Origin of the sequence: Escherichia sp. WS1368 (genome assembly GCF_046487485.1) — a bacterium.
GTDB lineage: Bacteria > Pseudomonadota > Gammaproteobacteria > Enterobacterales > Enterobacteriaceae > Escherichia > Escherichia coli.
The window spans coordinates 70,790-92,763 of sequence record NZ_JBJQJI010000011.1; the positions used below are offsets into that span (position 1 = coordinate 70,790).

The window sequence follows — 21,974 nt, forward strand, 5'->3', positions numbered from 1 at the left end:
CGGCATGACTATTTACTTGCCTGTGACCGCGGCTGCCGTTCCTGGCACCATCAGCTCTGTAGCAACGATAACAATCACCAGCCCAACAAGCACCGGCACCGAGGTGCGTTTTACGACTTCAAATGGTGAGATTTTCGCCATCCCGGCAACAGCAACGACTACGCCAGAAACGGGTGACAGGGTACGACCGAGGTTTGACGCCTGCAGCATTGGGATAGTCAAATACGCCGGGTTAATGCCGGAAGAGTGCGCCAGTTTCGGGATCATCTCAACAAACGCATAAAACGGCGCATTGCCTGAACCGGTCGTGACTGCCGCCAGCATTGTCAGGATCACTAATACCAGCATCAGGATGATACTCGCCGAACCAAACGAGGTGGCGATAGAAATCAGACTTTGAATAAAGCCGATGGTGCTAAGCCCCTGAGCGAATACCCCAGCGGCAACCAGCAGCATCACCACGTTAGCAAACGCATCTGCCATCCCGCGATAAGCCACTTCCAGACCAGAGAAAACTTTCTGGGTATTAAAGCTGCGGATGAACTCCAGAATGGAGGCAATCAGCATACAAATCACCAGAATAGTGATGATGTGTAATTGCGGACCCCATTTGCCGTCAAAAATCAGCACTCCGATGATCGGCGTGAACGGCAAAATGGCATAAAACGCAGGAGCAGTGGTGGTGATTTCACTGACATCTAACATTTCATGAGAGATGTGCTCTTTTTTATCCAGATAACGTTGCCAGAAGAAGTGGGCGATCGCCATGCCGATAATTGCAGCAATTGAGATAGGCAGCGTCGTTTTGAAGGCGAAGTCAATCAGCGACATTTCGGAAGCCTGCGCCGCCAGCACCACATCCCCTGAAGTCGGTGCGAGAATAATCGCCGCCGGGGAGGCACAAATAGCAGCAGCTGCACCACGGCTGATACCAACGTTTACCATCACCGGAAACAGGGTTGCCATCAGCAAAACACCCAGACCGGTCGCGGAAGAGACGGCCAGAGACATCAGACAGGCGACAAAATAGGCGGCAATCATCAGCAGGTAAGGGGAGTTAATATACTGCAATGGTTTTGACGCCAGCTTGACCACCATATCATTCGCGCCGATATGGGTCATGTAAGCGGCAAAGCCACACAGCATCATAATCATCATGCCGAGGTCGCCGCCGCGGCTCATTAGCAATATTTTAACGTATTCAACGATATCCGTGGCGCTGTAGCCTGTTGAAGCCTGGCTGGACGGTAACACTTTGTGCCCCATAATGGCACTGATAATCAGCAATAACAGGCCACCGACAAATAACACGCCAGTGGCGGAATACCCTTTAATGATGTAGCGAGCTACACCCACAATAACCACAACCCCAATAAGGAGTTCAATGAATGTCAGCATAATTTTTCCTGTCTCCAGGCCCCAAAGTAAATAATAAAAAATTCCTAAAACTTAAGGAAAAAATATGCCCAATAAATTGGCGGTGAATGCTGATTAAAATCAAGAAAAACTGCCATTAAGACATTGAAGTTGCTGTTTTTATACATAGATAACAAAACGCATATTTAGCGTTTGGCAATTACCACATAATAATGTGTGTAAATTGATGGCGGATTGATGCAAATTTGTTAATAGCAATGGTGTTAGCTGCGGTTGCGTGCTCAGAAAATAATCTGCCATGAGCATGGGTTGACGATATATATTATATTCTTCGTTAAGGTGATTTTTGTATCCAATTAAAAAATAAAGAAATTTTTCCTTGGTTGCATTTTGTCATCAAAAAATACTTGGTTTTTCTTTTTTGACTATTCCCATCGCAGAAAACGACGAATCATCTTTAATCGATGCGCGGAAATATTTATCTTGAACAAGCGGAAATAAATAGAGCAGCTATTCAGATTATTCTTCATGTTGGGGCTATTAAGGTTATGTTAATTGTAGCTTTGCTATGCTAGTAGTAGATTTTTGATAAATGTTTTATGGTCACAAATGAACGTGAGTCAATATGTCGCTATCTTTTCCTTTGTTTTTATTCAGTTAATCAGCGTTGGTAAAGTTTTTGCTAACGCAGATGAGTGGATGACAACGTTTAGAGAAAATATTGCACAAACCTGGCAACAGCCTGAACATTATGATTTATATATTCCTGCCATCACCTGGCATGCACGTTTCGCTTACGACAAAGAAAAAACCGATCGCTATAACGAGCGACCGTGGGGTGGCGGTTTTGGTCAGTCGCGTTGGGATGAAAAAGGAAACTGGCATGGCCTGTATGCCATGGCATTTAAGGACTCGTGGAACAAATGGGAACCGATTGCCGGATACGGATGGGAAAGTACCTGGCGACCGCTGGCGGATGAAAATTTTCATTTAGGTCTGGGATTCACCGCTGGCGTAACGGCACGCGATAACTGGAATTACATCCCTCTCCCGGTTCTACTGCCATTGGCCTCCGTGGGTTATGGCCCAGTGACTTTTCAGATGACCTACATTCCGGGTACCTACAACAATGGCAATGTGTACTTTGCCTGGATGCGCTTTCAGTTTTGAGACAAATGAAGTTTTAGTAACTTCTTTAAAATCAATAACTAAAATAAGTAACATCAAAAATAACGCGACTTTTATCACTTTTTAGTAAAGTTGCACTGGACAAAGCGTACCACAATTGGTGTACTGGTAACCGACACAGCATTTGTGTCTATTTTTCATGTAAAGGTAATTTTGATGTCTAAGATTAAAGGTAACGTTAAGTGGTTTAATGAGTCCAAAGGATTCGGTTTCATTACTCCGGAAGACGGCAGCAAAGACGTGTTCGTACACTTCTCTGCAATCCAGACTAATGGTTTTAAAACTCTTGCTGAAGGTCAGCGCGTAGAGTTCGAAATCACTAACGGTGCCAAAGGCCCTTCTGCTGCAAACGTAATCGCTCTGTAAGATACGTCAGCAAGAATTCAAAACCCGCTTAATCAGCGGGTTTTTTTTGGTCTTTAGTGTGCGGTTGAGGCGGAAAACAGCCAGAAAGCCAGTGCGGTCATGGCAAAAGACCCCAAAAGGTTGACGAAAACGTTCAGTAACGCCCAGCCAAAGCGGCCCTCTTGTAACAAAAACACCACTTCTGCCGAAAATGTTGAGAAGGTTGTTAGACCGCCACAAAATCCGGTGGTGATTAATACTTTCCACACTGGATCAATGTTCGTCATCCTGCTAAACCAGGCGAATCCCATTCCTATGATGAATGCCCCAATCAGGTTTGCAGCCAGCGTCCCCAACGGAATCGCTTGATGCAGCGGGTTAAATCGCATACTTAACAGCCATCTCGCCACGCTTCCCGTACCACCGCCAATAAAAACTGCTAAAAGAAGTTGTAACACTGCAAAATCCTGCTATTTGATTTGTATGAGTGATAAGTGTAACGCCGAATAATCGCCGTTGGCGAATTTTACGACTCTGACAGGAGGAGGTGGCAATGCTGGTTGCCGCAGGACAGTTTGCTGTTACATCTGTGTGGGAAAAGAACGCTGAGATTTGTGCCTCGTTGATGGCGCAGGCGGCGGAAAACGACGTATCGCTGTTTGTCCTGCCGGAAGCATTGCTGGCGCGCGATGATCATGATGCAGATCTATCGGTTAAATCAGCACAGCTGCTGGAAGGCGAATTCCTCGGACGTTTACGGCGAGAAAGTAAACGTAACATGATGACGACAATTCTGACGATTCATGTTCCTTCAACGCCGGGGCGCGCATGGAATATGCTGGTGGCGCTACAGGCAGGAAACATCGTCGCCCGTTATGCCAAACTGCATCTCTATGATGCATTTGCCATTCAGGAATCACGCCATGTTGATGCTGGTAATGAAATAGCTCCGTTACTGGAGGTGGAAGGGATGAAGGTCGGTCTGATGACCTGTTATGACTTACGCTTTCCAGAGCTGGCGCTGGCACAGGCATTACAGGGAGCTGAAATCCTGGTACTTCCTGCCGCCTGGGTTCGTGGGCCGCTCAAAGAGCATCACTGGTCAACGTTGCTTGCCGCTCGTGCGCTGGATACCACCTGTTATATGGTGGCGGCGGGGGAGTGCGGGAACAAAAATATCGGGCAAAGCCGGATTATAGATCCCTTTGGCGTCACCATTGCGGCAGCGTCAGAAATGCCTGCACTCATTATGGCGGAAGTGACGCCCGAACGTGTGCGTCAGGTGCGCGCGCAACTTCCCGTTTTAAACAACCGTCGCTTTGCGCCGCCGCAATTATTATGATGTTTTTTTACTCGGCGCTTGATTCACCTTGTTACAGATTGCTATTGTGTGCGCGCGTCGAATGACCGTTAATATTCTCTGGTTTTTAAGGCGCGTTCTGTTGCCGGTTATATGTCAAGAAGGTATCTATGGGTGAGATTAGTATTACCAAACTGCTGGTAGTTGCGGCGCTGGTCGTTCTGCTGTTTGGGACTAAGAAGTTACGTACGCTGGGCGGAGACCTTGGAGCGGCCATTAAAGGGTTCAAGAAGGCGATGAATGATGACGATGCTGCGGCGAAAAAAGGCGCAGACGTTGATCTTCAGGCTGAAAAGCTCTCTCATAAAGAGTGACGTGGCGAGCAGGACGCTCCCTCAATATCTTGTTCGATACAAAAAAACCCGCTTCAAAAAGCGGGTTTTTTATCAGATAGATGTAAGTAATTATTACAGGATTACTTAACTTCCATCCCTTTCGCCTGCAAATCGGCGTGGTAAGACGAGCGGACAAACGGACCGCATGCAGCATGGGTAAAGCCCATCGCCAGCGCTTCGGCTTTCATTTCGTCGAACTCATCCGGGCTAACGTAACGTTGAACCGGCAGGTGATGGCGGCTTGGCTGCAAATATTGCCCCAGCGTTAGCATCGTCACACCATGACGGCGCAGGTCGCGCATTACCTCAATAATTTCTTCATTGGTTTCACCCAGACCCACCATCAGACCAGACTTGGTCGGGATTTCCGGATGCGCTTCTTTAAAGCGTTCCAGCAGCTTCAGCGACCAGTTGTAATCCGCACCAGGCCGTACCTGACGGTAAATACGCGGTACGTTTTCCAGGTTATGGTTGAATACATCTGGTGGTGTGGCGGTCAGAATATCCAGAGCACGATCCATACGACCGCGGAAATCCGGCACCAGAGTTTCAATTTTGATTTGCGGGCTTTTTTCCCGAATGGCAGTAATGCAATCCGCAAAGTGTTGGGCACCGCCATCGCGCAGGTCATCACGGTCAACGGAGGTGATAACCACATAACGCAGCGCCATATCGGCAATGGTCTGCGCCAGTTTCACTGGTTCATTGGCATCCGGAGCTACCGGGCGACCGTGGGCAACGTCACAGAACGGACAACGGCGGGTACAAATAGCGCCGAGGATCATAAACGTTGCTGTGCCGTGGTTGAAGCATTCCGCCAGGTTAGGGCAGGAGGCTTCCTCGCAGACAGAATGCAGGCCATTTTTGCGCATTGCGGCTTTGATGCCCTGGATACGTGTAGAGTCCGCTGGAAGCTTGATTTTCATCCATTCCGGCTTGCGCAGCAGGGCTTCGCGCTCTGTTGCCACGTTTTTAACCGGGATAAGGGCCATCTTATCGGCATCGCGGTATTTAACACCGCGTTCCATCACAATGGGTTTACTCATAGCGTGCGTGTTCCAGTTGCGAATTACGAAGGAAAGCGTTTCAATTCAATAGATTGTTGTAATTATCAACTATTTTTGAATTAACGACTGGCAGTATATCATTGAAACGGACCTGAAAGCAGCCAAAGCGGTCGCGAAAATGTAAAATTGTTGTTGGATTGTGCCATTTTTTCGTTCTTCGCTGTGATCTGGCTGTAACAATACTTTTTCAAAATGCATTACGGATAACATCTATTACCCCGTGCAGGATGGGATCACGCAGGCTGAATTTGTTGTAGTGGATAGAGAAATCTATTTGCTCCTCATTTAAGGACGGAAAAGGCAGTTTTTCCAGCGGCCAGCAACGGCTAAACAGGTTATAAAAACGGCTGGGAATAATCGCTAACATGTCACTGTTGGCAACCAGTGCAGCGATTGTCAAAATGTTGTAGCTGGTGAAACTGATTTGCCGGTCCGGAAACATCTCTTGAACTCTCTGCCGCAGACCGCTGAAATTTTGCCCTTCCGGTAACAGGAGTATATGCGCAGCGTTGTCGATAGTCTCCCTGTCATCTTCTAAAGAGAGTAGTGGATTTCCCTCGCGGCAAATTAACACCATATTGTCGGTGAACAGAACATGATGTTGCACCGTACGATTGGTGCAAAACATGTTATCGATGATGAGATCGGTTTGAAACTGACTGAGTTGGTTTTCCGCGTCGCTGATGGGGGGGTTGCGCAGTAAAAGCTGCGGATAGTGAGATTTAATCGCCCGATAGATGACAGGAAGGACCAGGGCTCCGACCGAGGGGGTGGTCGCAATGGTTATCGTTCGTTGCTTATCATAGCTTCCTTCGATATCCAGCGCGCCAAGAATGGACTCAAGGCCCTGACTGATATACTCATGTAGATGCATCGCAAATGCGGTAGGAGTGACACCCTGGCCTTTGCGAATAAACAATGGGTCAGGGAATATAACGCGCAGTTTCTGAATAGACTGACTGATTGCCGAGGGTGTCAGATTAAGCACTTTCGCTGCATTAACGATCCCTTTATGTACATATACAGCTTCAAAAATAGTCAGAAGGTTAAGATCAATATTTCGTAAGGTTGTAAATATTTGTGGTTTATCTTCTGACGACTTTCTGCTTAAACAGGTTTCAATTTGATTATTACTATCCACGCACTTACTCCAATTTTATTCATGGAAAAATAATATTAAAAAAAATTACAATAATCTTATGTCTAATTGGAACGGAACGCTTTTGCTCACCATAATCAACTATTTCAATAAGTTAATCAATGGGGTGAGTTACGGAGCAAGGCGTAGCATCGCATTTCTGCAAGTGATAAAGAAAATATACAAACGCGAAGGAGATGTAAAGCATTAGCAGGTATTATGAGTAATGACCCAGTGTAAATTGGGCCATTGATGTATGCAATTAAGCGGTAATATATTCGAAGTCAGGATTGTTTAGTAGCGCTAAAATATTTTCCAGTAAACGCGGTGCAATATTATTAGTCGTCGCTTCGGGTTTCCATTGTGATATTTTAGCCATTTCCATTCCGGCATACCCACAAGGATTAATACGTAAAAATGGTGAAAGATCCATATTGACGTTTAATGCCAGACCGTGGAATGAACAACCGCGTCGAATACGTAAACCCAGTGAGCAAATTTTCTTTTCCCCGACATAGACACCAGGCGCGTCAGCCCGAGGATGCGCTTCTATACCCAGTTCAGCCAGGGTATTCACCACTGTTTGCTCAAGCAAGGTCACCAGTTCACGCACACCGAGTTTACGGCGTTTCAGGTTAAGCAACACATACATCACCTGTTGCCCCGGCCCGTGATAAGTCACCTGCCCACCGCGATCGCTCTGAATCACCGGAATATCACCCGGCATTAAAATGTGCTCCGCTTTTCCTGCCTGCCCTTGGGTAAATACCGGATAGTGCTCGACCAGCCAGATTTCATCAAGGGTACTTTCATCGCGGGTATCGGTGAATTCATGCATAGCCTGGGAGATTGGCTCGTAAGGCTGAAGACCGAGCTGGCGGACAAGAATTTTATCCTGATACAAAACGGCATCTCCGTGGAGAATGAGTAAAAGTGGGGGAAAAGTATATCACAGCGAGGAGAGGGGAGTTACCCGACCAGGAGCCGGGTAACGGAGAAGCGAGTTACAGAACCATGCGGACAATATCGATTTTGCCCAGTTCTTCATACAGTGTTTCAACCTGCTCGATATGAGTAGCGTTGATAGTGATAGATACCGAGTGGTAGTTGCCTTTGCTGCTTGGTTTTACCGTTGGGGTGTAGTCACCTGGCGCATGGCGCTGTACCACTTCAACCACCTGATCAACCAGCTCAGGTAACGCCTGCCCCATAACTTTGTAAGTAAAAGGAGTAGGGAATTCAAGCAGTTCGTTAAGTTTGGTTTTCATGTCAGCTCCGGCGTAACGTAATTAAATAGCAACTCCCGCCAGAAGGCGGGAGTTTTTTACTGATGCTTAGTATATGGGGACGGAAATTACACTTTCAAGTGTTCGATTTTTAACCAAACCAGTGATGGAACATTAATTTAATGTAATCAATGATTTTGCCGAAGAAGTTGCCTTCCGGGATTTCTTGCAGCACAACCAGCGGGCGTTGTTCGATCGTTTTGCCATCAAGCTGGAAGTTGATAGTACCGACGACCTGATTCTTTTGCAGCGGCGCATGCAATTCACTGCTGTTCAGCACATAGCTGGCTTTCAGATCTTTCATGCGGCCACGCGGAATGGTCAGATACACGTCTTTATCAACACCTAACGAAGCGCGATCAGAATCACCAAACCAAACCGGTTCAGAGGCGAACTCTTTACCTACTTTCAGTGGGTTAACGGTTTCGAAGAAACGGAAGCCCCAGGTCAGCAGTTTTTTACTTTCGGCTTCACGGCCTTTAAAAGTACGTCCGCCCATCACCGCAGAGATCAAGCGCATCTGGCCTTCAGTCGCAGAAGCAACAAGGTTGTAACCTGCTTTGTCAGTGTGTCCGGTTTTGATGCCGTCGACATTCAGGCTGTTATCCCATAACAGACCGTTACGGTTCAGCTGGCGAATACCGTTAAACGTAAATTCTTTTTCTTTATAGATCGAGTATTCATTCGGTACGTCACGGATCAACGCCTGGCCGATCAGCGCCATATCTCGCGCGGAGCTGTACTGACCATCAGCATCCAGACCATGTACCGTCTGGAAGTGGGTATTTTTCAGTCCCAGTGCGTTAACGTAGCTGTTCATCAAGCCAACAAAAGCGTCCTGGCTACCAGCGGCAAAATCGGCCATGGCGACACAAGCATCGTTACCCGATTGCAGGTTAATACCGCGGATCAGCTGAGAAACCGGAACCTGCATGCCCGGTTTGAGGAACATCAGCGAAGAACCTTTAAACACCGGGTTACCGGTAGCCCATGCGTCGTTACCGATGGTGACTAAATCAGTTTCTTTAAATTTACCGGCTTTCATTGCCTGGCCGATAACGTAACTGGTCATCATTTTGGTCAGGCTGGCAGGATCGCGGCGGACATCTGCGTTCTGTTCGGCGAGCACTTTGCCGGAGTTATAGTCAATCAGGATGTAGGACTCCGCATCGATCTGCGGTACACCCGGGATCATAGTTTTAATATTCAGGTCATCGGCATGTGCAGCAGAGATAAAGGCTGTGCAAAGAGCCGTGGTGAGCGCCAGGCGCTTCATGATACGAGCGGAAAAAATGGTATTCATGGTCTGAACTACGACATCCGTGATGGAATTAAAAAAAGTGCCCTACTATAGCAAATGCACTACCGGCAGGCATCTGACTTTCCGCGTGACTTTGTTAACGTCATTTACAGAAATTGACACATCAGATGCCTGCTTTACGCTACTGCGCGGTGGTAATAAATGACTGTAATTGGGCTTCGGTTTGCAAACGTTGCTGCAAGGTACTGGCTTCGGCTTTGCTGGCGAATGGGCCAAGCTGGATCCGCCAGACTGCGCCATTTTGAGTTACGCGACCGGGGACGCCGAACTTCTGTCCCAGTTGCTGTTGGTACTGTTGCGCACGAGCCTGATCGCTAACGGCTCCGACTTGCACCATAAAGTTGCCGCTGGCGCTTTGCGAGGTGGCTTGCGGTGTCACCATTGCAGGCGTGGTTGCAGGCGTTGTCGCCGGAGCTGTAACAACGGGCTGTGGTGCAGGTGTTGGTTCGCTGCCTTCCAGAACACCAGGCGCTAAGGTCGTTGGTGCGCCGAGGAAACCGCTGCTGGTTACCGGCGCGCCGGTCGGATCTTCGCTTTTTAGCGTCGAATTACTGACCGGAAGAATGTCACCCTGCGGGCCAGACACTGAATTTGTTCCCGCGCCGCCGCTTAAATCGGGAGGTGCAGGCAGGGCGTAAGTCTGTTTGGCAACTGTGGTACAGGCCATACCAGGACCAGAAAGCGAACCATCCTGGGCGACAATAATCGGATCGATACGAACTTTGGTGTTGTTTGACGTGTTAAGACGGTCAGCTGCCGCGCGAGAAAGCGAAATAACGCGGTCGTTGCCGTAAGGACCGCGATCATTAATGCGCACCACGATCATTCGCCCGTTAGCCAGGTTAGTGATTCTGGCGTAGCTGGGGATCGGAAGCGTTGGATGGGCCGCTGTCAGCTGTGTCGGATCGAATGCTTCGCCAGAGGCCGTCAGGTTACTGCCGGGTTCGGCATCATAGATTGCCGCCAGTCCCGCCTGGCTAAATCGAGACGGATCCTGCACGATTTTGTAGCTTTTACCGTCGCGCTGGTAATCCTGATTTGCCGTCGCGTTCAGTGGTTCGAAACGCGGGTCCGCCCCGCTAATTTCAACTATGGGGCCGTTACATACCGCAGGCTGCGGTACACTTACCGTCTGTTGCTGACCATCATCGCTTGTACATGCCGCGAGCATTCCTGCCGCGATGCAGATCCCGAGCCACTGCTTACGCATTGCGCACCTCTTACACGCTTTTCGACAACATTTTCCTGTGGGTGTGGATTGACATTACAATCCCGAACCCAGCCATCAGCACAATTAGCGCCGATCCTCCATAACTGACCAGTGGGAGCGGAACCCCTACAACCGGCAGAATACCGCTTACCATACCAATATTTACGAAGACATAAACGAATAATATCAGCATTAAGCCGCCAGCCATGACGCGACCAAAGGTGGTTTGCGCTCTGGCGGCTATCCACAGCCCGCGCATGATCAGCAGAATGTAGAGAGCGAGCAGAATCAAAATGCCCACTAATCCCAGCTCTTCCGCCAGTACCGCGAAGATAAAGTCGGTATGGCGTTCGGGGAGAAATTCAAGTTGTGACTGAGTGCCATGCAGCCAGCCTTTGCCGCGTAATCCGCCGGAGCCAATAGCAATTTTAGACTGAATAATGTGATAGCCCGCGCCGAGTGGGTCTGATTCCGGGTCCAGGAGCATCATTACGCGCTGGCGCTGGTAATCATGCATCAGGAAGAACCACAGAATCGGAATGAACGCCGCTACCAGCACTACTGCGACGCCAATCAGACGCCAGCTAAGGCCAGAGAGGAACAGTACAAACAGACCGGAAAGCGCAACGAGGATTGATGTCCCCAGGTCAGGCTGTGCAGCCACCAGCAGCGTGGGCATAAATATCAGCACTAGCGCGATGCCTGTGTTCTTCAACGATGGCGGGCAAACGTCGCGGTTGATAAAGCGCGCAACCATCAGTGGTACGGCTATTTTGGCAATTTCCGACGGCTGAAAACGAACAATACCGAGGTCCAGCCAGCGTTGAGCGCCTTTAGAGATGGCACCGAAAGCATCTACCGCCACCAGCAAAATAATACAGATGATATAGAGATAGGGGGCCCAGCCTTCATAAACGCGTGGAGGAATTTGCGCCATCACCACCATGATGACCAGACCCATCGCGATTTGGCCGATTTTACGCTCCATCATGCCAATATCCTGACCGCTGGCGCTCCAGATAACCAGGGCGCTGTAAACCAGCAATGCCAGTAAGATCAGCAGCATTGTGGGATCGAGATGGACTTTATCCCAGAATGTTTTTTTATTCGGATTATCCGTCATGATTAATGGTCCTCCGCTGCGGCAACCGCTGGATTTTCCGCAGGCAGATCGGTGTTGTTATCACCCAGCATAATGTGGTCGAGGATCTGGCGCATCAGCGTACCAACCGCCGGACCCGCACCGCCGTTCTCCAGAATCATGGCGACAGCGACTTGCGGATTGTTGTATGGCGCAAAGGCGGTCATCAGTTTGTGGTCACGTAAACGCTCGGCAATTTTGTGCGCATTATAGGTTTCGTTCGCTTTCAGACCGAAGACCTGAGCGGTACCGGATTTCGCCGCAATTTTGTACGGTGCGCTGGCAAAGTATTTATGCGCCGTACCGTTAGGGCGGTTAGCAACACCGTACATACCGTCTTTCGCCAGCTCCCAGTAACCGGAATGAATATCGCCGACGGGCGGTTCATGCGGTTGTACCCATGGCACCTGTTTGCCGTCTTCGGCGGTGCTCATCAGCAAATGCGGAACCTTCACGATACCGTCATTAATCAGGATCATCAGTGCCTTACTCATCTGGATTGGGGTCGCTGTCCAGTAACCCTGACCGATACCAACCGGAATGGTGTCACCCTGATACCACGGTTTTTTAAAGCGTTTCTGTTTCCATTCGCGGGTAGGCATGTTGCCGGAACGTTCTTCCGCCAGGTCGATACCGGTGTAATGACCATAACCGAATTTACCCATCCATTCGGAGAGGCGATCGATTCCCATATCGTAGGCCACCTGATAGAAGAAGGTATCCGCAGATTCTTCCAGCGATCTTGTGACATTCAGACGCCCGTGGCCCCATTTTTTCCAGTCACGATAACGTTTTTCCGAACCTGGCAGTTGCCACCAGCCTGGGTCAAACAGCGTCGTATTGCGCGTGATCACTCCGGCGCTCAATGCCGAAACCGCCACATAGGGTTTAACTGTAGACGCGGGAGGATAAACCCCCTGTGTAGCGCGGTTCACCAGCGGTGTATTCGGGTCGTTCAGCAAGGCGGAATAATCTTTGCTGGAGATACCGTCAACAAACAGGTTTGGGTCATAACTAGGCGTGGAAACCAGCGCCAGCACCCCACCTGTACGCGGATCGGTGACTACCACCGCTGCGCGGCTACCCGCCAGCAGCGTTTCAATATATTGCTGGAGTTTGAGATCCAGCGTCAGGTAAATATCGTGTCCGGCTTGCGGTGGCACTTCTTTTAACTGGCGGATAACACGCCCACGGTTGTTAACTTCAACCTCTTCATAACCGGTCTGACCGTGCAGCACGTCTTCATAGTAACGCTCAATGCCCAGCTTACCGATATCATGCGTTGCCGCATAGTTGGCCAGTTTGCCGTCATTATTCAGGCGTTCGACGTCTTTATCGTTGATTTTCGACACATAGCCGATGACGTGGGTCAACGCCGAACCGTAAGGATAGTAACGACGTTTATAGCCTTTAACTTCAACACCCGGAAAACGGTACTGATTGACGGCAAAGCGAGCTACTTGTACTTCGGTCAGGTTAGTTTTCACCGGAATGGAGGTGAAACGGTGTGAACGTGCGCGCTCTTTTCGGAATGCAGCAATATCGTCATCGGTCAGATCAACCACGCTGCGCAAAGCGTCCAGCGTTTGCTGCACGTTATCGACTTTCTCCGGCATCATTTCTATCTGGTAGATAGTGCGGTTGAGGGCCAGAGGGATACCGTTACGGTCGTAGATAATGCCGCGGCTGGGCGCGATAGGCACCAGCTTAATGCGGTTTTCATTAGAGCGGGTCTGGTAGTCGGTAAAGCGAACAATTTGCAGATTATACAGGTTGGCGATAAGCACGCCGGTCAGCAGCAAAATCCCCAAAAAGGCGACCAGCGCCCGGCGCACAAACAGCGCGGACTCTGCCGTATAGTCGCGAAAAGAGTTCTGTAGTTTCATCCGCTGCGTTTTCTACTCAAAGCTCCCTTATCACTCACGGTGATAAGGATGGTTGGTGGTGATGCTCCACGCCCGGTACAGACTCTCTGCGACCAGCACGCGAACCAACGGATGGGGGAGGGTAAGCGCCGACAGCGACCAGCTCTGCTCCGCCGCCGCTTTACAGGCAGGCGACAACCCTTCAGGCCCGCCAATCAGTAGACTGACGTCGCGACCATCCAGCTTCCAGCGTTCCAGCTCAGCGGCTAACTGCGGCGTATCCCAGGGCTTGCCTGGAATATCGAGGGTGACAATGCGGTTTTTGCCTGCGGCCGCCAACATCTGCTCACCCTCTTTGTCGAGTATGCGCTTGATGTCCGCATTCTTGCCGCGTTTTCCGGCCGGAATTTCAATCAGCTCGAAGGGCATATCTTTCGGAAAACGACGCAGGTACTCGGTAAAACCAGTTTGTACCCAGTCCGGCATTTTCGTTCCCACGGCGACAAGTTGCAGCTTCACGCATTAACTCCAGAGTTTTTCCAGTTCATACAGGCGACGGCTCTCTTCCTGCATGACATGGACAATCACATCGCCCAAATCCACGACAATCCAGTCGGCGCTGTTTTCACCTTCTACGCCGAGCGGTAACAGGCCCGCTGCGCGAGACTCCTGCACAACGTGGTCAGCAATGGACATAACATGACGGCTGGACGTACCCGTACAGATGATCATGCAGTCGGTGATGCTGGATTTGCCCTGAACGTCTAAGGCGATGATGTCCTGACCTTTGAGGTCATCAATTTTGTCGATAACAAAATCCTGGAGTGCTTTACCCTGCAAGTTTTCCCCCTGGGTGAATCAAATAGATAAAAATGGTCTGTCAGTATACCTGAACCAGAGGCGATTTCGGGACAATTGTCGCCGAATCGGCTTTCGAAAGTGGGCTATCATCCCACCCCGCGCCGCAGATTGCATCGCCATTTTTGTAAAACAATTTCTACAAAGTCGTGTCTGGCGAAAAAAGTCTGGCTGCGGAGAATATCAGCCTGCCCGGGGCTGTCAATGGTCGTTGCGGCTTACCCGTAAAAAAACAGAAAAGTCATGCATTCTCGACCCCGATGGCACGGCTATTGAGGACGCGTAGCGTCGCGAATTTTTGGTTGATATCAATGGCGCTCCAACACCCCTGGTCAACGCGAAAATGCCACATAGCTTCGGCAGGCATACCAATTAAACGGGCGATTAACAGACTCAGTACACCCTGATGGCTGACGACTAAAATATTCTGATAGTGCTGAAATTCACTAAGCCTTGCGATAAACCGTTCCACTCGTTGTGAAAATGCCTGAAATCCTTCACCGTTCGTGGGGATAGCATGCTGCCAGTCATTGCACCACGCGCTATAGTTTTCGGCATCTTCTTGCATGAGGTCGCGATGATGTCGCATCTCCCAGTCGCCAAAAAACATTTCGTTGAGTTCAGGGATGATTTGCACGGGAAGCTGGCGATCACTGAGAACCCGTCGCGCGGTATGCTGTGCACGTTCCAGTTCACTGCATAAAACCAGGTCAAAGGAAACACCATGTAGCAGCGTATGCAGATTTTGCGCTTGCTCAATACCGCGCGCAGTCAGGGGTGTGGGAGCATGACCGCTGTACAGACCATCGATATTCGCTTGCGTTTCACCATGACGAATTAACCACAGTCGCATCATGCCCTCCGTAACGACAGGTATCAGCGATACAAGCCTTGTTGGTTAATGTAAGTCAGTACCGGTTCCGGCAATAAATCCTCACACGATTCACCGTTTTGCAAACGTTCGCGGATAATGGTCGCCGAGATGTTAAACCACGGCGTTTCAGCCAGATAAATTTTACCGGCAGGCTGAAGGTGAAGATCTTCCGGGTTATGTGTCAAATGATCTTCCAGCCATTGCTGGTATTGCGGTTGCGCCATTTCAAGTGGGTAACCTGGACGCCGACAGACGATCAAATGTGCATTGTCGAGTATCGTTTCGTATTCGTACCAGGTCGGAAAGGTCAGCAGTGAATCCTGACCTATAATAAACGCCAGCGGCACGTCCGGCCCTTGTTCCTGCCGCCACTCTTTCAGTGTTTGCGCAGTGTAAGAGGGGGCATTGCGCTTTAGCTCGCGTTCATCAAGAGTAAATAATGGCTTGTCGGCAATCGCCAGTTCAAGCATGTGTTTACGCTGTACGCTGTTCGCTTCCGGCTGGGGACGATGCGGAGGAACATTATTAGGGATGATTGTGACCCGCGTCAGACCAATCAAATTCGCCAGCGTTTCCACGGGTTTAAGATGACCATAGTGCACCGGATCAAAGGTGCCACCAAACAGAGCCTGTAAAGATTTCATATCAACCGTCGATAAATACGTCCGCCAGGGGTTTATGGCACAACAGAAGAGATAACCCTTCCAGCTCTGCCCACACTGACTGACCGTAATCTTGTTTGAGGGTGAGTTCCGTTCGTGTCAGGAGTTGCACGGCCTGACGTAACTGCGGCTGGCTTAAGCGATTTAACGCCTCGCCCATCATGCCCCGGCGGTTCTGCCATACCCGATGCTTATCAAACAACGCACGCAGTGGCGTATGGGCAGACTGGCGTTTCAGGTTAACCAGTAACAACAGTTCACGTTGTAATGTGCGCAACAAAATAACCGGTTCGCTGCCTTCCAGACGCAGTTGCTGAAGAATATGCAACGCGCGCTTACTTTTTCCCATCAACAAAGCATCAACCCAATGAAAAGGGGTGAAATGCGCGGCATCATTCACCGCCTGTTCAACGCGAGGTAATGTCAGTTTGCCGTCTGGCCAGAGTAGCGATAAACGCTCCAGTGCCTGAGCCAGCGCCAGCAGGTTACCTTCATAACAGTAGCAGAGCACCTGATTCGCCGCGTCATCCAGTTCTAAGTTGAGCTGTTTTGCACGCGCAGCAACCCAACGGGGAAGCTGAGCCTGCTCCGGTGTCTGACAGGTCACCTGCACGCTGCGATTCGCAAGAGCAGTAAACCAGGCGGCATTTTCTTGCGCTTTGCTTAATTTATTGCCGCGGACGATCAACAGCAGGTCGTCATGCAGAAGTCCGGTGAGTGTGAGAAGTTGTTCATTAATCGCCGCATTCGGTCCGTTTTCTGATAACAACAGCAATAGCGTTTGTCGACTGGCAAACAGACTCATGGCCTGGCATAACGAAAAGATCGCATTCCAGTCAGTGTTGGGATCAATGGAAAAAGTGTGGTGTTCTTCGAATCCTTGTACCGCAGCTACCTGACGAATAGCGTCCTGGCTTTCCTGCAATAACAGAGGATCGTTACCAAGTAAAAGATACGCCGCGCGCAGCCCTTCATTGAGCTGCGCGCGGAGTTGTTCCGGGTACAACCGAATCATCAGTTACCCAGCGTGGTAGAGACGCGTGCAGGCGTTGCCGGAGTATCCGTTGTGGTCGACGTCTGTTCTTCGTCGGAACGAATATCCGCAGCACGGATGCTTGGCAGCTTACGAATCAGCTGTTCGGCAGCACGGTCGTACATCTCTTTTACGATCATGTCTTGTTCGTTATCTTTCGCTAACGCCATTTGCGGGTTATCGAAGAACGAACGGAAGACTTTGGCGCTAATCGGGTAGATGTCACGGCCGGGGATCAACACGGTCGCATTGACCGTCATGATCATCTGATACTCTGCTGTTTGACCGTTACGGAATACCGATGCGGTATCTTTCGCGATGCTCACTTTACCCAAACGCAGGGATGGAACGTCCTTACGCGTGGTTTCTTTATCAAGCAACTCGACACCATTCAGACGTAACTGGTTACGCACCGCACGGCTTAATGGCCCGTTCGGATCGCCTGAGTCCAGGATCATGACCTTCATAGTGGAAGGAACCTGCGTGGTATCACGCAGATGCCAGCCACACCCGGCGGTGATTAACACCGCCAGAGATAACAACAATGTTGCCAGATATCGCACGCTTCCTCCCGCGCTTAGCCAACGACCAGATTGAGGAGTTTACCGGGTACGTAAATCACTTTACGTACAGTAACGCCATCAAGATATTTTGCTACCAGATGTTCCTGGCCAGCACGTTCGCGAACCTGTTCTTCCGTTGCGTCCACCGGAACGGTGATTTTTGCACGGACTTTACCGTTAACCTGCACCACGACCAGCGTGGAGTCTTCCACCATCGCTTTTTCGTCAGCAACCGGCCACGGTGCGTTGTCGATATCGCCTTCGCCTTTCAGTTCCTGCCACAGCGTGAAGCAGATGTGCGGGGTGAACGGGTTAAGCATACGGACTACCGCCAGCAGCGCTTCCTGCATCAGGGCGCGGTCCTGCTCGCCATCGGTCGGTGCTTTCGCCAGTTTGTTCATCAGCTCCATAATCGCCGCAATTGCGGTGTTGAAGGTCTGACGACGGCCGATATCATCGGTCACTTTAGCGATCGTTTTATGCACATCGCGACGCAGCGCTTTCTGATCTTCAGTCAGCGCATCAACGTTCAGTGCCGCAACATCACCTTTCGCTGTGTGCTCGTAAACCAGTTTCCAGACACGTTTCAGGAAGCGGTTAGCCCCTTCCACGCCGGATTCCTGCCATTCGAGAGTCATATCAGCCGGAGAAGCAAACATCATAAACAGACGAACGGTGTCCGCGCCGTAACGTTCAACCATCACCTGCGGGTCGATACCGTTGTTCTTCGACTTGGACATTTTGCTCATGCCGGTATAAACCAGTTCATGGCCTGCCGCATCTTTCGCTTTCACGATACGGCCTTTCTCGTCACGTTCAACGATAGCATCAACCGGGGAAACCCAGTTACGTTCGCCGTTTTCGCCAACATAGTAGAAGGCATCTGCCAGCACCATACCCTGACACAGTAACTGTTTCGCTGGTTCGTCAGAGTTCACCATGCCTGCATCACGCATCAGTTTGTGGAAGAAGCGGAAGTAGAGCAGGTGCATAATGGCGTGTTCGATACCACCAATGTAGATATCCACCGGCAGCCAGTAGTTAGCCGCTTTGGAATCCAGCATACCTTCTTTGTACTCCGGGCAAGTGTAGCGCGCATAGTACCAGGAGGACTCCATAAAGGTGTCGAAAGTGTCGGTTTCACGCAGCGCTGGCATACCGTTAACGGTAGTTTTTGCCCACTCCGGATCTGCTTTAATCGGGCTGGTAATACCGTCCATCACCACATCTTCCGGCAGGATCACCGGCAGCTGGTCGTCCGGGGTCGGCATTACGGTACCGTCTTCCAGCGTCACCATCGGAATCGGCGCGCCCCAGTAACGTTGACGGGAAACACCCCAGTCGCGCAGGCGGTAGTTCACTTTACGCTCGCCAACGCCCATCGCAGTCAGTTTATCGGCGATAGCGTTGAAGGCCGCTTCATGGTCAAGACCGTTGAACTCGCCAGAGTTGAACAGAACGCCTTTTTCAGTCAGGGCTTGCTGAGAAAGATCTGGCTCAGAGCCGTCAGCTGCCAGGATAACCGGTTTGATATTCAGGCCGTATTTAGAGGCAAACTCGTAGTCGCGCTGGTCGTGACCCGGAACCGCCATAACTGCGCCCGTGCCGTACTCCATCAATACGAAGTTTGCTGCCCAAACGGGAATTTCTTCGCCCGTTAATGGGTGAACCGCTTTAAAGCCAGTATCGACGCCTTTTTTCTCCATCGTTGCCATTTCAGCTTCGGCAACTTTGGTGTTACGGCATTCGTCAATAAAGGCCGCCAGTTCAGGATTATTTTCCGCCGCTTTCTGCGCCAGCGGATGACCTGCCGCTACCGCCAGGTAGGTACAACCCATAAAGGTGTCCGGGCGGGTAGTGTAAACGGTCAGCGTGTTGTCATAGTCGTTAACGTTGAAGGTGATTTCCACGCCTTCGGAACGACCGATCCAGTTACGCTGCATGGTTTTAACGGTGTCTGGCCAGTGATCCAGTTTATCCAGATCGTTAAGCAGCTCGTCAGCGTAAGCGGTGATTTTGATAAACCATTGCGGGATCTCTTTACGCTCAACTTTGGTATCGCAGCGCCAGCAGCAGCCGTCGATAACTTGTTCGTTCGCCAGTACGGTCTGGTCGTTCGGGCACCAGTTGACTGCAGAAGTCTTCTTATATACCAGGCCTTTTTTATACAGCTCGGTGAAGAATTTCTGTTCCCAACGGTAGTATTCCGGTGTACAGGTTGCCAGCTCGCGGCTCCAGTCATAACCAAAGCCCAGCATTTTGAGCTGGTTTTTCATGTACGCGATGTTGTCGTACGTCCACGGTGCCGGTGCGGTGTTGTTTTTCACCGCCGCGCCTTCCGCAGGCAGACCAAACGCGTCCCAGCCGATCGGCTGCAGGACGTTTTTGCCCAGCATACGCTGGTAGCGGGCGATCACGTCACCAATGGTGTAGTTACGTACGTGGCCCATGTGTAGTCGACCAGAAGGATAGGGAAGCATAGACAGGCAGTAATACTTCTCTTTGCTCTCGTCTTCGGTTACTTCAAATGTGCGCTTCTCATCCCAATGAAGCTGTACTTTGGATTCTATCTCTTCCGGGCGGTATTGCTCTTGCATGGCAGCCAGTGGTCCTGTTTTCAATACGGCTACAAATGTAGCGTTGAGGTGGTTTTTCAGATCCGCATAGCATAGCCCAAACGTCCGCGTCAAAACAGCCTTTCGCGCATTCGACGTTGAAATGATGCCCGGATTATTCATACATTAATTTACAGAGTTTGTGGGCGTATTAGCAAAGCAAGGAACAAAGAACGTCTATTATTATAGTCAGTTAACGACCCGGGAGATGAAACGATGAACAAGGTTGCTCAATATTACCGTGAACTGGTCGCGTCACTGAGCGAACGCCTGCGCAATGGCGAACGTGATATCGACGCACTGGTGGAACAGGCGCGCGAGCGCGTAATAAAAACAGGGGAGTTAACGCGAACCGAAGTCGATGAGCTGACGCGAGCTGTCAGACGTGACCTGGAAGAGTTCGCCATGAGCTATGAAGAGAGCCTGAAAGAAGAGTCTGACAGCGTCTTTATGCGGGTGATTAAAGAAAGCTTGTGGCAGGAGCTGGCAGACATCACCGATAAAACGCAGCTTGAATGGCGCGAAGTTTTCCAGGACCTCAATCATCACGGGGTTTATCACAGCGGAGAAGTGGTAGGGCTGGGTAATCTGGTCTGCGAGAAATGTCATTTCCATCTCCCGATCTACACACCGGAAGTGCTGACGCTATGCCCGAAATGTGGTCATGACCAGTTCCAGAGACGCCCGTTCGAGCCTTAATGAAATGAGTGGTGCCGGATGGCGTGATGTCATCCGGCGAGTGATTAAGCGTAAAATTTCAGACGATCAGCCAGTAAATCAACAAGGCCCTGACGATCAACATCGACCATTACAGTAGCATTCGGTTTATTGCCGGTCAGATAATAATAATCAACAACCGTCATACCCTGGGTATATTTCCCTTGTGTTTCCACGCCAACCCAGCGCTCAACAGTGGTAAACAACTCCGGGTTTAACAGCCAGGCGATGGTGCATGGGTCATGCAGCGGTGCGCCGACAAAGCCCCATTTTTCGTCTTTATGATATTCGAGGAAGAAATCCAGCAGTTCGGCAACAATGGTTGAAACAGGGTTGCCAATCGCGCGGAAACGCTCGGTGTCCTCAACGTGAATTTGTGCTTTGTGAGTAACATCCAGACCGGCCATCACCACCGGGATCCCTGACTGGAAAACAATTTCTGCCGCTTCCGGGTCAACATAAATATTAAACTCGGCGGCTGGCGTCCAGTTACCAAGCCCCATTGCGCCGCCCATAATCACGATACGGGCAATTTTGCTATGCAGTTCCGGATGGCTATTGAGCAGCAAGGCAACGTTAGTTTGCGGTCCGGTAGACACAATCGTGACAGGTTCCGCACTTTCACGCAGCGTTTTCGCCATCAGCTCCACCGCCGTACAGTTTTGCGGTGCGAACGTCGGTTCCGGTAATGCCGGGCCGTCGAGACCGCTTTCGCCGTGCACATTGTCCGCGATAATCAACTCACGCATTAACGGTTTTACCGCGCCGCCTGCTACCGGAATATCGGTGCGATTAAGCAAGGTCAGCATACGCAGAACATTGCGTAAGGTTTTTTCTGGAGTCTGGTTTCCGGCGGAAGACGTAATTGCTTTGACATCAAGCTCTGGTGAGGCGAGGGCAAGAACTATTGCGATAGCGTCGTCATGACCTGGGTCGCAATCTAACAGAATTGGCAGTGCCATTGTTGCTCCTTGTTGTGTGCTTCTTTGCGACAAGGGTAACGCCAGGATGTAACAGAT

The 21,974-nt window shown here is 50.3% G+C and carries 23 protein-coding genes; 5 read left to right on the top strand and 18 right to left on the bottom strand.

Annotated elements, in window-relative coordinates:
* Nucleotides 1-12: 12 nt before the first annotated feature.
* On the bottom strand, nt 13-1,398 hold the full coding sequence (gene dcuC, locus ACJHYD_RS17735; protein WP_000955057.1) for an anaerobic C4-dicarboxylate transporter DcuC: 1,386 nt from the start codon (nt 1,396-1,398) through the stop codon (nt 13-15).
* 588 nt (nt 1,399-1,986) lie between these two features.
* Between dcuC and pagP the strand changes: the two genes are divergently transcribed.
* The gene (pagP, locus tag ACJHYD_RS17740) at nt 1,987-2,547 is read left to right on the top strand and encodes a lipid IV(A) palmitoyltransferase PagP (protein WP_001328705.1); all 561 of its coding nucleotides are present in this window, start codon (nt 1,987-1,989) and stop codon (nt 2,545-2,547) included.
* A gap of 174 nt (nt 2,548-2,721) precedes the next feature.
* Nucleotides 2,722-2,931, top strand: a complete 210-nt coding sequence (gene cspE, locus ACJHYD_RS17745; RefSeq protein WP_000034825.1) for a transcription antiterminator/RNA stability regulator CspE — start codon at nt 2,722-2,724, stop codon at nt 2,929-2,931.
* 53 nt (nt 2,932-2,984) lie between these two features.
* On the opposite strand, the gene crcB is transcribed toward cspE, so the two are convergent.
* A complete protein-coding gene (crcB, locus tag ACJHYD_RS17750) occupies nt 2,985-3,368 on the bottom strand; it encodes a fluoride efflux transporter CrcB (RefSeq protein ID WP_000939738.1) in 384 nt (127 codons plus the stop codon).
* 95 nt (nt 3,369-3,463) lie between these two features.
* Here crcB and ACJHYD_RS17755 point away from each other — a divergent pair, with 95 nt between their 5' ends.
* A complete protein-coding gene (locus ACJHYD_RS17755; protein ID WP_001305561.1) occupies nt 3,464-4,252 on the top strand; it encodes a deaminated glutathione amidase in 789 nt (262 codons plus the stop codon).
* A gap of 128 nt (nt 4,253-4,380) precedes the next feature.
* Nucleotides 4,381-4,584 carry a twin-arginine translocase subunit TatE gene (gene tatE / locus ACJHYD_RS17760; protein WP_000503931.1) on the top strand — a complete coding sequence of 68 codons (204 nt, stop codon included), beginning with the start codon at nt 4,381-4,383 and terminating at the stop codon, nt 4,582-4,584.
* Nucleotides 4,585-4,685: 101 nt separating this feature from the next.
* On the opposite strand, the gene lipA is transcribed toward tatE, so the two are convergent.
* From lipA to leuS, 15 genes are all read right to left on the bottom strand, one after another.
* Nucleotides 4,686-5,651 carry a lipoyl synthase gene (gene lipA, locus ACJHYD_RS17765; protein WP_000042632.1) on the bottom strand — a complete coding sequence of 322 codons (966 nt, stop codon included), beginning with the start codon at nt 5,649-5,651 and terminating at the stop codon, nt 4,686-4,688.
* 208 nt (nt 5,652-5,859) lie between these two features.
* Complete coding sequence (locus ACJHYD_RS17770; protein WP_000378057.1) at nt 5,860-6,813, bottom strand: YbeF family transcriptional regulator; 954 nt, start codon at nt 6,811-6,813, stop codon at nt 5,860-5,862.
* A gap of 259 nt (nt 6,814-7,072) precedes the next feature.
* Nucleotides 7,073-7,714, bottom strand: coding sequence for a lipoyl(octanoyl) transferase LipB (lipB, locus tag ACJHYD_RS17775; RefSeq protein WP_000284040.1), 642 nt, complete (start codon nt 7,712-7,714; stop codon nt 7,073-7,075).
* 100 nt (nt 7,715-7,814) lie between these two features.
* Nucleotides 7,815-8,078 (bottom strand): DUF493 family protein YbeD, encoded by a 264-nt coding sequence (gene ybeD, locus ACJHYD_RS17780; protein WP_000850550.1) that lies wholly within the window; start codon nt 8,076-8,078, stop codon nt 7,815-7,817.
* Between the two features lie 109 nt (nt 8,079-8,187).
* The gene (dacA, locus tag ACJHYD_RS17785; protein WP_001092082.1) at nt 8,188-9,399 is read right to left on the bottom strand and encodes a D-alanyl-D-alanine carboxypeptidase DacA; all 1,212 of its coding nucleotides are present in this window, start codon (nt 9,397-9,399) and stop codon (nt 8,188-8,190) included.
* Between the two features lie 139 nt (nt 9,400-9,538).
* Nucleotides 9,539-10,627, bottom strand: coding sequence for an endolytic peptidoglycan transglycosylase RlpA (rlpA, locus tag ACJHYD_RS17790; protein ID WP_001231416.1), 1,089 nt, complete (start codon nt 10,625-10,627; stop codon nt 9,539-9,541).
* Nucleotides 10,628-10,637: 10 nt separating this feature from the next.
* On the bottom strand, nt 10,638-11,750 hold the full coding sequence (gene mrdB, locus ACJHYD_RS17795) for a peptidoglycan glycosyltransferase MrdB (RefSeq protein ID WP_000131719.1): 1,113 nt from the start codon (nt 11,748-11,750) through the stop codon (nt 10,638-10,640).
* 2 nt (nt 11,751-11,752) lie between these two features.
* On the bottom strand, nt 11,753-13,654 hold the full coding sequence (mrdA, locus tag ACJHYD_RS17800) for a peptidoglycan DD-transpeptidase MrdA (protein ID WP_000776191.1): 1,902 nt from the start codon (nt 13,652-13,654) through the stop codon (nt 11,753-11,755).
* A gap of 30 nt (nt 13,655-13,684) precedes the next feature.
* Nucleotides 13,685-14,152 carry a 23S rRNA (pseudouridine(1915)-N(3))-methyltransferase RlmH gene (gene rlmH / locus ACJHYD_RS17805; protein ID WP_000776104.1) on the bottom strand — a complete coding sequence of 156 codons (468 nt, stop codon included), beginning with the start codon at nt 14,150-14,152 and terminating at the stop codon, nt 13,685-13,687.
* Between the two features lie 3 nt (nt 14,153-14,155).
* A complete protein-coding gene (rsfS, locus tag ACJHYD_RS17810) occupies nt 14,156-14,473 on the bottom strand; it encodes a ribosome silencing factor (RefSeq protein ID WP_001161664.1) in 318 nt (105 codons plus the stop codon).
* Between the two features lie 259 nt (nt 14,474-14,732).
* Nucleotides 14,733-15,344: an adenosylcobalamin/alpha-ribazole phosphatase gene (locus tag ACJHYD_RS17815; protein WP_001241878.1), complete on the bottom strand. Its 612-nt coding sequence runs from the start codon at nt 15,342-15,344 to the stop codon at nt 14,733-14,735.
* Nucleotides 15,345-15,367: 23 nt separating this feature from the next.
* The gene (gene nadD / locus ACJHYD_RS17820) at nt 15,368-16,009 is read right to left on the bottom strand and encodes a nicotinate-nucleotide adenylyltransferase (RefSeq protein ID WP_000838889.1); all 642 of its coding nucleotides are present in this window, start codon (nt 16,007-16,009) and stop codon (nt 15,368-15,370) included.
* A 1-nt stretch (nt 16,010) separates the two neighbouring features.
* A complete protein-coding gene (gene holA, locus ACJHYD_RS17825; protein WP_000620513.1) occupies nt 16,011-17,042 on the bottom strand; it encodes a DNA polymerase III subunit delta in 1,032 nt (343 codons plus the stop codon).
* Entirely contained in the window at nt 17,042-17,623 is a 582-nt protein-coding gene (gene lptE / locus ACJHYD_RS17830; protein WP_001269673.1) for an LPS assembly lipoprotein LptE, read from the bottom strand. The genes holA and lptE overlap by 1 nt, the downstream gene beginning before the upstream one ends.
* Nucleotides 17,624-17,637: 14 nt before the next feature.
* Entirely contained in the window at nt 17,638-20,220 is a 2,583-nt protein-coding gene (gene leuS / locus ACJHYD_RS17835; RefSeq protein WP_001157896.1) for a leucine--tRNA ligase, read from the bottom strand.
* Nucleotides 20,221-20,454: 234 nt separating this feature from the next.
* Here leuS and ACJHYD_RS17840 point away from each other — a divergent pair, with 234 nt between their 5' ends.
* On the top strand, nt 20,455-20,937 hold the full coding sequence (locus tag ACJHYD_RS17840; RefSeq protein ID WP_001044880.1) for a zinc ribbon-containing protein: 483 nt from the start codon (nt 20,455-20,457) through the stop codon (nt 20,935-20,937).
* Nucleotides 20,938-20,981: 44 nt separating this feature from the next.
* Here ACJHYD_RS17840 and rihA read toward each other — a convergent pair whose 3' ends face one another.
* Nucleotides 20,982-21,917: a pyrimidine-specific ribonucleoside hydrolase RihA gene (gene rihA, locus ACJHYD_RS17845; protein ID WP_001207528.1), complete on the bottom strand. Its 936-nt coding sequence runs from the start codon at nt 21,915-21,917 to the stop codon at nt 20,982-20,984.
* Between the last annotated feature and the right edge of the window lie 57 nt (nt 21,918-21,974).